At 51.1% G+C, this 12,655-nt stretch carries 13 protein-coding genes; 4 read left to right on the forward strand and 9 right to left on the reverse strand.

Annotation, left to right across the window (positions count from 1 at the left end; genetic code table 11):
- Nucleotides 1-3 precede the first annotated feature (3 nt).
- Together MKY59_RS29320 and MKY59_RS29325 are read left to right on the forward strand one after the other, a co-directional pair.
- Nucleotides 4-651, forward strand: coding sequence for a helix-turn-helix domain-containing protein (locus MKY59_RS29320; protein ID WP_339275091.1), 648 nt, complete (start codon nucleotides 4-6; stop codon nucleotides 649-651).
- A complete protein-coding gene (locus MKY59_RS29325) occupies nucleotides 629-1,087 on the forward strand; it encodes a hypothetical protein (protein WP_339275093.1) in 459 nt (152 codons plus the stop codon). Before MKY59_RS29320 ends, MKY59_RS29325 begins: the two co-directional genes overlap by 23 nt.
- 91 nt (nucleotides 1,088-1,178) lie before the next feature.
- Here the strand turns inward: MKY59_RS29325 and MKY59_RS29330 are convergent, their stop codons facing one another.
- The 8 genes from MKY59_RS29330 to MKY59_RS29365 all read right to left on the reverse strand — a co-directional run bounded on the left by MKY59_RS29330 (nucleotide 1,179) and on the right by MKY59_RS29365 (nucleotide 9,349).
- Nucleotides 1,179-1,919 carry an HAD family hydrolase gene (locus MKY59_RS29330; protein ID WP_339275095.1) on the reverse strand — a complete coding sequence of 247 codons (741 nt, stop codon included), beginning with the start codon at nucleotides 1,917-1,919 and terminating at the stop codon, nucleotides 1,179-1,181.
- Nucleotides 1,920-2,118: 199 nt separating this feature from the next.
- A complete protein-coding gene (locus MKY59_RS29335; RefSeq protein ID WP_339275096.1) occupies nucleotides 2,119-3,897 on the reverse strand; it encodes an adenine deaminase C-terminal domain-containing protein in 1,779 nt (592 codons plus the stop codon).
- A gap of 74 nt (nucleotides 3,898-3,971) precedes the next feature.
- On the reverse strand, nucleotides 3,972-5,027 hold the full coding sequence (locus tag MKY59_RS29340; protein ID WP_236413231.1) for an ABC transporter ATP-binding protein: 1,056 nt from the start codon (nucleotides 5,025-5,027) through the stop codon (nucleotides 3,972-3,974).
- Nucleotides 5,028-5,045: 18 nt separating this feature from the next.
- Nucleotides 5,046-5,837 (reverse strand): ABC transporter permease, encoded by a 792-nt coding sequence (locus tag MKY59_RS29345; RefSeq protein ID WP_236413232.1) that lies wholly within the window; start codon nucleotides 5,835-5,837, stop codon nucleotides 5,046-5,048.
- Nucleotides 5,838-5,841: 4 nt separating this feature from the next.
- Nucleotides 5,842-6,663 (reverse strand): ABC transporter permease, encoded by an 822-nt coding sequence (locus tag MKY59_RS29350; protein ID WP_236413233.1) that lies wholly within the window; start codon nucleotides 6,661-6,663, stop codon nucleotides 5,842-5,844.
- A 75-nt stretch (nucleotides 6,664-6,738) separates the two neighbouring features.
- The gene (locus tag MKY59_RS29355; protein WP_339275099.1) at nucleotides 6,739-7,677 is read right to left on the reverse strand and encodes a nucleoside hydrolase; all 939 of its coding nucleotides are present in this window, start codon (nucleotides 7,675-7,677) and stop codon (nucleotides 6,739-6,741) included.
- Between the two features lie 15 nt (nucleotides 7,678-7,692).
- Nucleotides 7,693-8,763, reverse strand: a complete 1,071-nt coding sequence (locus MKY59_RS29360; RefSeq protein WP_339275101.1) for an ABC transporter substrate-binding protein — start codon at nucleotides 8,761-8,763, stop codon at nucleotides 7,693-7,695.
- Nucleotides 8,764-9,004: 241 nt separating this feature from the next.
- Complete coding sequence (locus MKY59_RS29365) at nucleotides 9,005-9,349, reverse strand: DUF2294 domain-containing protein (protein WP_236413236.1); 345 nt, start codon at nucleotides 9,347-9,349, stop codon at nucleotides 9,005-9,007.
- A gap of 473 nt (nucleotides 9,350-9,822) precedes the next feature.
- Between MKY59_RS29365 and MKY59_RS29370 the strand changes: the two genes are divergently transcribed.
- Entirely contained in the window at nucleotides 9,823-10,587 is a 765-nt protein-coding gene (locus tag MKY59_RS29370; RefSeq protein ID WP_339275102.1) for a hypothetical protein, read from the forward strand.
- 160 nt (nucleotides 10,588-10,747) lie between these two features.
- The gene (locus tag MKY59_RS29375) at nucleotides 10,748-11,503 is read left to right on the forward strand and encodes a DUF3105 domain-containing protein (RefSeq protein WP_339275103.1); all 756 of its coding nucleotides are present in this window, start codon (nucleotides 10,748-10,750) and stop codon (nucleotides 11,501-11,503) included.
- A 126-nt stretch (nucleotides 11,504-11,629) separates the two neighbouring features.
- On the opposite strand, the gene MKY59_RS29380 is transcribed toward MKY59_RS29375, so the two are convergent.
- Complete coding sequence (locus MKY59_RS29380) at nucleotides 11,630-12,583, reverse strand: nucleoside hydrolase (RefSeq protein ID WP_236413240.1); 954 nt, start codon at nucleotides 12,581-12,583, stop codon at nucleotides 11,630-11,632.
- Nucleotides 12,584-12,655: the final 72 nt, after the last annotated feature.

Consider the following 12,655-nt stretch of genomic DNA (forward strand, 5'->3'; position numbering starts at 1 on the left):
ATAATGCGTCCAACCGTAATTGAAAGAAGTATCTTAACCGGACCGAGTGCTCACAGTTATTTACAAAATATGATCGAGTTCGACTTGCCAACCACAGCAGCACTCATTAAAAACTTATTGTTTACAGTGAAAGGGGCAGAACGTTACGTTAAACTGTGGGACGAGGAACAACTGTCCGACAAAGCAATGGTTATGGAGTATGCTTTAGCCTTGTTACAACACATTTCGGAGGAAGCTGCTCGAGAACAAGTTAGTGTAAACTTCTCAACTACAGAAGTTGCTAAGTACCTGGGCGTTTCACCGCAAACAATTAACACCTGGATTCGTCAGGGGAAAATAATTGGTGCTGAAAAAGAAGGACAGAAGTGGTCCAAAATTTCGGAAGATGCTGAAGTTATTTTTGCGAATGGTAATCGCGTCTCCGTTGCAGTATTGAAAGCGAATTGGGAAGCTGAAAACCAAAATCCAGAAGTCGATGAAATAACTTACTTACAAAAATCCATTAAAGAGTTTGAACAAAACTACGGTGGCACATTCGAAGAAGTTTTTGGCGACAAGACAATCAAAGAGCTCACAGCAGAGGACACAGATGCTTCGGTATGGTGGTCATACAAAGCGAGGTTAGCTAGTGCGCAAGTTTCTCAACGTTAAAAAGACAGTTTTCAGTAACCTTGATCATGTCTACCCGGAAATTTTTTCGGCAAGACCTATTGAGACGCCAAGAGAAGAACTCGACCACAAAAAGGGTCGAGAAATTAATGTGAATATAAAATTCCATGATTATGATGGATATCTTCAATGCAAAGAGATCTTTGAAGGTGACGAACTAATCGAATATTATTATGACTGGTATGCCGGTAACAAGGAGATTCTTCAAAAATTTCATGCCCACTATCACCGTGATGAAACTCCACACGAATTTAAAAAGTTTGATCCATGGCATTTCCATGTTCCTATGAACTTGGAAGACAAAGATGGTCAACGAATTGAAGGTGTTCCAGGGTATACAATACATGATGTTCTTAGTAATCATATTATTCCATATATTTTAAAAACGAGACGTTCTCAGAGACAGCGTAGAAATTAATCGTGAGTCCTCCTATTAAGGAGGACTTTTTGGTGCGATAAGTGCAGGTCCTTCGTGTACTAAAAGGCTTATCTATTTTGTAGCTACTACACTAAAGCACGCGTACAGGGGACACCGCCTTTGCCAATATTCGTCCAATCTCCTCATAGCTATGAGCCAAGTAATGCGCCTGATGATCCGATTCCGGTTCGGCCTGGCGATGATTGAACCAGATCACCTGCCAACCGGCATTGACTGCGCCCACGACATCGTTCCGCCAAGAGTCTCCGATATAGAAGCTGTTGCGCGCCTCGGTCCCCGTCTGTTTGCTCACATGCTCGAACAAACGGCGGTCCGGCTTGGCATAGCCGATCGTCCCCGAGATGAAAATACGCTCTCTCGGAATCACGTCTCGCACCTTCAGTGCCTCAAGCTTCCGCTCCTGATGCGCACCTTCGCCGTTGGTAATCAAACCGACAAAATGGCCTTCCTCCATCAATTCATGCATCAGTGCATACGCTCCATCAAACGGTTGAATGTGGAACTGGCGGCCCAAATACCGCTCCTGGAGTGCAGCAGCCTGTTCAGGTTCTACCGCAATCCCGAACTCTTTCAGCATCAGCTCAAAACGCCGACGGCGCATCCGTTCCACCGCTTCCGGCTCCGGCACGGCGGATAGCCCTTCCTGATCGGAAAGCCAGTCGCTGTAATAACGAAAACGGTGGTATGCCTCCGCATAAGGAAAATCGTCAGGCAGCCCGATGACTTCCTGCAGCGCTCCCCGCAGCGGCTGTAAATGATCGTACAGTGTATCGTCCACGTCGAAAAAGATCGCTTTTTTCTCTGGTTCCATTAACGTCATCTCCCTCCCACTTCTCATCCACGAAATGTAGCTATGATACCATATCCGCACAAGGATGTTGATATCTCACTCCAACCAACGCTTGAAACTCCTATGGCAAATGCCCTGATGTCCTTGCTGTTCCTCTCCAAACAAAACATAAAAAAGACATACGCACTCTCTCCAAAAGAGAATGCATATGCCTGCTCCATTAATCCACGATCAATGGTACAACTTTGCCCGCATTAACATCGATCAAGCCATGATCCGTGATCTTGAGCGCCGGGCTTACCGCCAGCGAATGCGTGCTTAGCGACATGATCGGATTATAGTGTACATACCCGAGCGAGAGCATCGCTGCGCGCAGCTCCTTCACTTGATGTGATACAACAGCGAGTGGTTCCTCGGTCAGGATGCCACCCACCGGCAGTTCCAGATGGGACAATACTTTGCCGTCTTCCACTACACAGAAACCACCCTGGCTCGAAATCACCGTGTTAGCTGCCAGAATCATATCTTCGCGATTACGTCCTACAACCAGAAGGTTGTGATTGTCATGCGAATATGTCGTTGCAATGGCACCGCGTTTGATCGTATCCCCGCCAATCAGGCCATACGCCCGATTGCCGTTCACGGCATAACGCTCGAACGTCGCGATTTGACCGTATTCGCTGTTTTCCCATTGCAATTCACCGTTCAACGCTTCGATCGGCGCGATCAGCTCTTCCACAAAGGTCGAACCGTCTTTCACCATCATCACCCGGCAGTTATGCAGGCCATCGGACAACTGGGTAACCGAACCTGCCGAACTCGCCTCCGCCTTTGCTCCCAGCATGCTTCCGTTCACTTTGGGATCGTCCAGCCGGATGGAGAAATCGCTGGCTGCCAACGGATTCAGTTTCACGCTGCTATAGAAGTGTGACGGAAATTGCGGAGCTGTCCGTGTCTGCTCATACGGTTCGTAATCGTCATAAGCTTTCTTCCCGTTTTTATATACCTGTTCAATCGAAAGTTTATCCAGATCCGCTACAAGCGAGTAGTCGGCGATTTTACCCGGCGCGATGCTGCCGCGATCGGTCATCTTCATCCGTGCCGCAGGCGTCGACGTTGCCGCATAGATGGCGTCTTCGGGGCGCATGCCCATGCCGATGGCCTTGCGCACGATATGGTCAAGGTGTCCGCGGGCCACGAGCGAATCCGGCATGACGTCATCCGTGACGAAGCAGAAATGCTGCGACACATCATGACCGATCAAGTAATCGATCACTTCCGGCGTCATCGATTTTTCCTGAATCTCGATGAACATGCCTGCCGCGATGCGGGCCTGAAGGCCTTCGATGCTTTGATGGGTATGATCGGAATCCACCCCGGCATAGATCAGGCGATGCAGATCCAGTCCCAGCAGCTTCGGCGTATGTCCTTCGATGACAAGATCGGGATAGTTTTTGCGGATATGGCGCAAAATCTGGTTGGTTTTGCATTCCGGATCGCGAATGACGTCAACGTAGTTCATGATTTCGCCCAGACAGATGATCTCCCCGGTCGCAAGCAGCGCATCCATATCCTCGATTTCGATTGATCCGCCCGTTGTTTCCATCGGCGTGGCCGGCACGGAGCTCGGGATGCCGTAGAACATGTCCACCGTCGTCTCCCGGCTCGCGGCCATCATTTCCTGCACGCCTTCCAGGCCGAACACGTTTGCCATCTCATGCGGTTCCGCCACGATGGAGGTAACTCCGCATCGGATCAGTCCATGAGAAAAGGTCGCGGGGGTCACCATCGTGCTTTCGATGTGCAGATGGATGTCGATGAGGCCGGGAATCATGTACCGTCCCCGGGCATCGATCACCTCGCACGCTTCGAACCGATCCGTCCCGCCAGGTCCGATGTATAGAAATCTGCCGTCCAGCACGGCAACGTTATTCTCTTCGAATCGTTTATAGTAGCTGTTGTACACCCGTACATTGACAATCAGTTGATCGACACGCATGGGGCATCATCTCCTTTTTCTCGGTGTCAAGCATATGGAATGATGCCATAGGCTTCCATCCATGCTTCCTGCTTCTATTCCACAAGTACAAGCTTGTCCTGCGGGAAAATGAGGCTGACCCGCTGTCCGCTGAGATAAGGCGTCTCCATCTCCTGATTGGCGGTGAAGTCTCCCAGCTCCGTCTCGATCACGTATTGGTAACTGCGTCCCAAATACGTGCTGACCTTCACGATGCCCGGCAATGCGTTCAATTGTTCCGAAGTGTCGCCGCTCACGATCAGGTCGTCGGGACGAATCGCGCCTTTGCGAGCGCCCGGTCTTGCCGTCCCCGGATGTGCCGTCGCGGTGAACTGTCTTCCGCCTGCTTTCAGGGTAATCGTATCGCCCGCATCACTGCGGTCCGCGAACTCGATGAAGTTGTGGAACCCGATGAATCGGGCCACGAATTCCGTCGCCGGATATTTGAAAATCGTTTCCGGGCGGTCGAGCTGCTCGACGACGCCTTTGTTCATGATCGCCACCTGGTCGGAAATGGAGAAGCACTCCTCCTGATCATGCGAGACGTACAATGTCGTAATCCCCAGCTCCTGCTGGATTCGGCGGATCTCCACGCGCATGTTCACCCGCAGGTTGGCATCGAGGTTGCTGAGCGGCTCGTCGAAGAGCAGCAGATCCGGCTCGATGACCAGCGCGCGGGCAATCGCCACGCGCTGCCGCTGACCGCCGGACAGCTCCTGCGGGAACCTTTTTTCGAAACCGTTCAGGTTCACCACTTCGAGAATGCGCATGACGCGCGCCCCGATATCTTTATCCTTCACTTTGCGCATCCGCAGGCCGAAGGCTACGTTGTCGTAAACCGACAAATGCGGGAACAGCGCATAGCTCTGAAACACAAATCCGAAATTCCGTTTGTTCACCGGAACCTTCGTATAGTCCTTGCCGCCGAACATGAACTTGCCTTGCTGTGCTTCCAGAAATCCGGCGATGAGACGCAGTGTCGTTGTTTTGCCGCAGCCGCTCGGTCCAAGGAGGGAGAGCAGCTTGCCTTTTTCCAGCTCCAATCGAAAATCCTTCAGGATCGTCTGGTTGTCATAAGCCACCGATACCTGGTCCAAAGTCAGCAATGCCATACGCTTTAGCGCCTCCAATTAACGTTTAGTAAAATAAGAAAGTCCACCCATTACACGTTCGATCACAAACATGAGCAAGCCGGTCAGCACCATGAGCAGCACCGAAATCGCCGCGATGGTCGGATCGAAATAATTTTCCACGTACGTCAGCATCTGTATCGGCAATGTGCTTACCCCTGGTCCGGTCATGAACACGGAAATGTCGACATTGTTGAACGACTCCAGGAAAGCAATGAGCACCGCAGCCAGAATACCTGACCGAATGTTGGGCAGCACCACCTGGAAGAACGTTCTGATCCGTCCCGCTCCCAGACTCAGCGCAGCCTCTTCCACGGCAAAGTCAAAGCTCGACAAGCTCGACGCGATGACCCGAATGATAAATGGAAGCATAATTACCGTGTGGCCGATCAAAAGCCCGAGGTACATCGGCAGATGATAGATCACGATCAAGTATCTCATCAGCGTGAAACCAAGCACGATCCCCGGGATGAGCACCGGAGACAGGAAGATTGCATTCAAAAGCGATTTTCCTTTGAAATCAAAACGGCTCAGCGCATAAGCGGCAGGAATCCCGAGCACCAGCGCGAGCAGATTTCCCAGCAGGGAAATGACGATCGACGTCTGGAACGTGCGCACGAAACCGCCTGCGTTGAATATATTTTCGTACCAGCGGAGGGAGAAGCCCTCCGGCGGAAATTTCAGTACCGTTCCCGGCTCGAACGACGTGACCGAGATGATCAGAAGCGGGCCCAGCAGAAAGATAAAGACCAGCAGACTGAACAGGCCCAGCCCGATATGTTTCTCCCGCATAATTTTACCCCTTCGGATTTAAAGTTTTGGCCAATTTGTTCATGATGCCAACGACGACAAACGTAATGACAATCATGATCGCCGCAATGACCGAGGCCAGATACCAGTCATTCAGCGTCATCGCGTTCTGATACAGGAACGTTGCGATGACCCGCTGCTTACCGCCGAGCAGGGCCGGCGTTGTATATGCCGTGAGGCTGCCCACGAAGACAAGCACGGCACCAATGACGAGACCGGGCACCGCCAGCGGGAAGACTACCCGGCGGAATGCCGTGAAACGGGAGGCACCCAAGCTCTGAGCCGCTTTGAGCAGATCGCCGTCAATGTTCTCCAGCACGCCGACCAGGGAAATGATCATGAGCGGCAGGAACAGATGCGTCAAACCGATCATCATCGCGGCTGGCGTATACATGATATCCAGCGGTTTGTCGATGATGCCGAGACCGACCAGCGTATTGTTGACGAGCCCTTTGCGGCCGAGAATGATCATCCAGCTGAACGAACGCACGACCGGGCTCGTCAGCAACGGAAAGATGGCGAGGGCAAGCAGAATGCCCTTGCGCCGAGGCGCTTTTTGCGAAATATAATATGCCGTCGGGAATCCGAGCACCACGCATACCAAGGTGGTGACCACGCTGACCTGCAGCGTCGTAAGCAGAATTTTCAAAAAGTAGGGGTCTCTGAAAAATTGCATGTACCCTTCAAACGTAAACCGGTTTTCCTGAAAGAAGGTCGAGCCGATCGTCAGGACAATCGGTATGACCATAAAGGCTGCCAGAAAAACGAGACCAGGCAGCAGCAGCCAGTACATAACTGATTTTTTCATCACGATGCTCCTGACATAAGGAATGGATTGGGATCGAAATGATATGGAATCGATTTCGACCCCTCTACGATATAGCTACGCATTAAGTGCGCCGATAAACAGTTCCAGGAACGCTTCGGCGTCGACGGCTTCACACACCAACGTGTTCGGCTTTTGACCGAGACGGTTCTGGAAGTCGCAGACCATTTGGCCATCGCACAGACGGCTCGCCGTTTCCACGTCCACGTAGTACGACTTGCGTTCCACAAGCTCCGGTGCGAGCGCCACGCCCACCGCCAGAGGATCATGAAGAGCGCACGCGCGTACGCCGTTCATTTGCTCATAACGCCGGATATATATTTCGGTGCTCTGAGCCACATAACTGCGCAGTACCGGATCGGTCAACCGCCCAATCGCTTCTTCATTCAGCAGCGTCTGGCGCGTAACGTCCAGTCCGACCTGCGTCAGCTTCTCGAATCCTGCATGCAGCACGATGCGTGCCGCTTCAGGATCAGCGTACGTGTTGTACTCGGCCGTCGGGGTAATGTTTCCGTGTCCGCGCACCACGCCGCCCATAAAGATGACTTCCTTGACGAGGGACGGCAGCTCCGGGCATTTGGCCAGCGCAAGGGCCAGATTCGTCAGCGGCGCCGTCATAATCAGCGTCACTTCGCCAGGGTAACGTTTCACCTGTTCAATGATAAAATCCGGTCCAAAGCCTTCTTCTGCACGCTTCGAGCGCGCCGGATCGGGCAAAGCTCCGCCAAGCCCGTCCTGGCCGTGCACGCGATGTTCGTAATGAGACTGGCGGGTCAATGGACCCGCAGCCCCGGGGATGACCGGAATATCCGTTCCATCCACCAGCTCCAGCACTTTGCACGTATTCTCCGTGGCCTGCGCAAGCGATACGTTCCCACAGACCGTTGTGATGCCGAGCATATCGAAGCGGCGGCTTTTGACTGCCAGCAAAATGGCAAGGGCGTCGTCGATGCCGGTGTCCACGTCCAAAATCATGCGTTTTGTCGTTTCATTCATGGCTTAGTCCCCCACTTATTGCGCGATTTCGCGATTCCAGCGATCTGTCCATGTTTTTGCCTGTTTGTTGACGAATTCCATATCCAGCTTGTTCAGCTTCTCTACGACGTCCGCGCCGTATGTTACGCCTTCCGCTTCTTCCGCCGTCAACTCGACCTTGGTGTTTACCGGGGAATCGACTTTGGCTTTGGCCGATTTGGCCTGCACGTCTTGGCTGAGCTGCCAGTTGATGAACTCTTCGGCGAGCTCTTTGTTTTTGCTGCCTTTGACCACATTGATCGTATTCATAACGGCATATCCGCCTTCGCTAGGCGTTACGAATTTCGCGTTTGGCACGGCTGCTTTCAGATCTTTGAAGTACATTTCCATGATCGGTCCGCCGGCGATTTCTTCTTGCGAGAACATGTTCACGAACTCCGACGTTTGGGTGTAGAACTTAACTACATTTCCGCTCAGTTCTTTCAGTTTGGCGAATGCCGCATCTTCATTGAACGTTTGGTTGCTTGCAATGCGGGATGCCGCATCCAGCACCATCGGTCCGGCCGTTGCCGTAATGTTCGGGATCGTCACGTTGTTTGCGAATGCCGGGTCCCACAGATCGTTCCAAGACGTGACTTCTTTGGATACCAGGTCCGGGTTGTAGGCGATGCCCAATTGTCCGATCGTGTAGGCAGGGCCGTAATCTTCGCCAAGCGGTGCTTTGGCCATATCGTAAATATCGTTAATGTTCGGAATTTTGGAACGGTCGATTTTTTCGAACAAACCTTCGTCAATCCCTTGCTGCGCATAGTAGTCCGACAAGTAGATCACGTCGACATCCGATGTGCCCTGGCGAATTTTGTTCAAGCGTTCGGCATTGTTGCCGACTTCCAACACGATGTCCACATTGTGCTCTTTTTCGAATGGACCGAATACTTCTTCATTAAAGAAATCTTCCGAAAATCCCCACGTGGAGATCACGAGCTTGGTCGGCGCCGCGCCGCCATTGCTTGAGCCTTCCGCGTTATCCGCGTTGCTTCCGCATCCTGCCAGCAATACCGATGTCATCGCTGCTGCTACCAAACCGCTTACCCATGTTTTCCTCATGTTCCTGATTCCTCCTAGAAATGTGTGTTGGTAAAAAAACAAAAAGAAAAGCATTCTTGTATTCAACAAGAACACTTTTCTTCGTAAACAAAGGAAAGCGACACCCGTTACCGGTTCATTCGAGGTTTCCGCTTCAGAATCAATCCGAAGCAAGACGCCATCGTGCTATGAAATTGTGTAGGACCCGATTCATGCGGTGGAGCGGTTCAATGCACGTTGCTTGCCGACAAGTCGGTCAGCCCTATGCTTGCTCCAGAATCACGTTCGTGATGGCCCACTGCGTGGACGCATCATAATCCCTGAGTACAGCTTCAATTGGCAACCCCATCTGCTGCTCCAACTTGTCCCTGAATTTTTTCTTATATAAAACAGACATACGGAAGTCCACTTCCAGCTTCAAGCCGGGGGCCTCCCCTTCCAGGGCGTCGGAGCGCGGCGAACGTCGGTGTTTGGCATAGAAGGTCACGATGTTCTGATCGATCGTCACTCTCAGGAGAGTCGTCCCGAATCCGAACAGTTCCTTCGAAATTTCATTGTAGAACTGGCACATTTTTTTCTTGCTTTCATTGCTGTCCAGTCGTTCCATTGAACTCACCCACATCATTTACTACCGTACATTCGACGTGTTAACACGATTGATTATACATAAATGTCCGGGTTTGGGCAACCCAAAAGATCAATATAACCAACATTGCACCTACAAAAAGCGAACATTTAACATTATATGATCAGTATTTGTCACATTTTCACGATTATAGGAAACCGTGACTTCCTACCTCAAATCATGCCCTCTCGGCACCTAATCTATCCAAAGGCATGAATATTGATATGGTGATCGCTACTGCGGACGATCCGTCGGTGATTACCCCAAAAGCATGGACAAACTTCTGCAACAACCGTTAAAATGGGACAAAATGTACGCCAATTATCTAAAATATGGAATCGGAGGTTTGAAACATGAAATGCCCTGTTTGCAATCATGAAAACGCAAATGCACGCTTTTGTGAAAAGTGCGGCTCCAAACTTGCTCCAGGCGAGCCTTTGACTGAAACAAGGAAGATGGATGAAAGATTGGAGCCTGCGGCTGAGGCAGAATCCGGGTACACGCATTGGTCCAGTACGCAGGAGCCATTTTCCGCGTCCCCCTCGTCTTCTCCATCCGTCTCGGCACAGCCTTCCGCATCCGGTGACAAGGACAACAATCAATGGAGCAATGTACTGCAGAATGAAAAAGTTCAACAAGCCAAAGAAGTAAGCAAGCAATACCTGTCTTATTTTCTGAGTGTGATGGCCCGCCCTTATCAGACGATGAAAACGGTCGGTGAACAACATGCCCTGAACGGACTTTTAACCATGGCACTTGTCATCCTGCTGGTCTCCTTATTCTTTTTGCAAACCTTCAGTGCCTACAATTTTTCGAGCTTGTTCTTGGGCGGATTCGTTCGTCCGTTGATCTTTACCGCCGTAACGCTGGCTGCTGCGCTCGTTTTGATCTACGCCGTGTTGAAAATGGAAAAGCTCGCTTTTCATGCGAAGACCCTCGTCGCCCAATTTGGCAGTTTGCTTGTCCCTGCTGCAGCCTCGCTCATTGTAGCCAACGTGTTTGTGTTTATTTCATTTTCCATCGCATTCTATTTATTTGTTGTTTCTTATATTATTATTTTTGTGGCGCTGAATGCGGTGCTGTTTCATTATCCGCTCAATCGTTCTGCGGCCGCAATGGACAGCCTTTACAGTGTATTGATTGCAAACGTCGTGCTGTTCTATATCATGTACCGTTTGCTCGCTGCAACCATTTTCGGCATGATCGGCATGTTGTTCTAGCCTTTTGTACGCTATATAAGTACATATTGTTTAAGAAGTTCTCACCGCATGTTCTATCATGCGGATGGAGGACTTCTTTCGTCTACGGGATTGCGCTTTCCGTACCATTTACACTACAATATGTAGTGTTCAATCCTATTATAGAAAGCCGAGGACTCCCATGGACCATAACATGAATGACATGCAAATGATGCAGATGAACCATGAAGCCGCCACCATCTCCTACCTGTGGCTGATGATCGGGGGCATAGCCTTGCTGCTGGCTATCGCAGCCTACGTTTGGGCGTTTCGAATCAAAGGCTCCGTAATGGCGCATTCCAAGAAACAGGAGCGGGCAGCGATTAAGAAAAAAAGCCGTTCCATCCGACTGGCAGCCCATATTACACTGGCGGCATCGCTAATTTTGATGGGGGTATACGCTCTTCAAGGAGCGAATACGAAATACGACGTTTCCGATCTGGACGCAAACGCCGATATCGAAGTCACTAACGATGCTTATTATGGCGCAGAGCATACGGAAGATCCTATTTCATACGAGATGAACATACCCACTTCGGGACCGCACAATCCTCATGACATCAAGTTTGGATTCTATACCGATTTTCCGGGGTATCCTTATCTCGTCCATAATCTGGAGCATGGGGATATCATTATTTATTACCGTGAAGACGCAAGCGAGATGATCAAGGAACATCTCAAATATTTCGCCAACTTCCGCAAGGCTGGTTCCGGCATTCTCGCCGTGCCCAACCAAGATATTCCGGAAGGGAGCGAGTTCGTCGTCACCGCCTGGACCAAAACGATGAACTTGCCCGCATATGACGAAGCCAAAATCGGCACGTTCATTAACCGCTATATCAACCAGGGACCGGAGAAAATCCCCCCTTCCGTTCGGCAAGGCGGCGGAACCATGTAATACGGCAGCAAGCGCAGACCGACTCAATTTTAAAAAAAGCCGCAAACAGCACCGGAATAAAACTCCGGTCTGTAGCGGCTTTCTTTTATGAATGTCACGACATGGTGCGCTGTGGCAGCGCAGTAATTAATAACGCTGCGGAGCAGCCTTTTTGCCCAGGTCGGTCATGTATGTGAAGAATGCTTCAGGGTCCGTGTCATAGACGAGCTGTACCGGACGTCCGTCCGCTTGCTCTACCGTACGGCCTTGGCTCGGACCATCCGGAATCACGACGCAGTTGACCGTTTTTTTCTTCACGATATCTTCGCGTCCCACGGAAGCCGTTGTTAACACGTCCCACAGATAGTACGTGGAGTTCGTCTCGCTGTACACAAGCGGCGGACATCCTGCATAACAGTTGCCGATGAAATCCACGCCTTCATAGCGGCGTTCGGAAGCCCAGCGTTTGCGCACGGCTGGCGTCAGCGGCACTTTGTTCGTACTTTCCAGTGCCACCAGGTCGATCTGGATGCTGCTCTCCCATACGCGGTAAGCTGCCTCCGGATCCCAGAAGACGTTCCATTCCGCGGTGCCGTCGTGTTCAGGCTCCTCGACGTTCCCTTTTTCGAATGTGCCACCCATCCATACGAGCTTCTCGATTTTCTCTTCGATGTCCGGTGCTTCATCCAAAGCGCGTGCCAGGTCGGTCAGCGGGCCGGTAAAGAGCAGGAGCGTCTTGCCTTCCGTATTGCGTACTTTTTCAATCAAATGTTTATGGGCAGGAATGGTGGACAGCGGTGCTTCCATCTTTCCGGATTCGTTCAGAATCGGCAATGCATCTACATAAAATGAGTGCAATCTCCACGCCGCAGGGAACGGGTTTTTCCCTCTGGAATTGGATTTCGAAACTTCGATCTCATACGAACCGAAACGGTCGATGATTTTGCGGCTCGCATCGGTCGCCGGCTCCAGATATCCGTCTGCCGGAATTACCGATACCCCGGTTACGTGTACATTGTCCATTTGCAAAAGCATAAACAACGAAACGAGGTCGTCCACGCCGCCGTCATGGTTAAAGTAAACATTCAACTTGTTGGTCATTGCTTGTTTTTCATCCTTCCTCTGGTGTCCCATTGATGTTGAACAGGTCCGTCCGCCCTAGCCGACGTTACC

It is taken from the genome of Paenibacillus sp. FSL W8-0426 (assembly GCF_037969725.1).
GTDB classification, from domain to species: domain Bacteria; phylum Bacillota; class Bacilli; order Paenibacillales; family Paenibacillaceae; genus Paenibacillus; species Paenibacillus hubeiensis.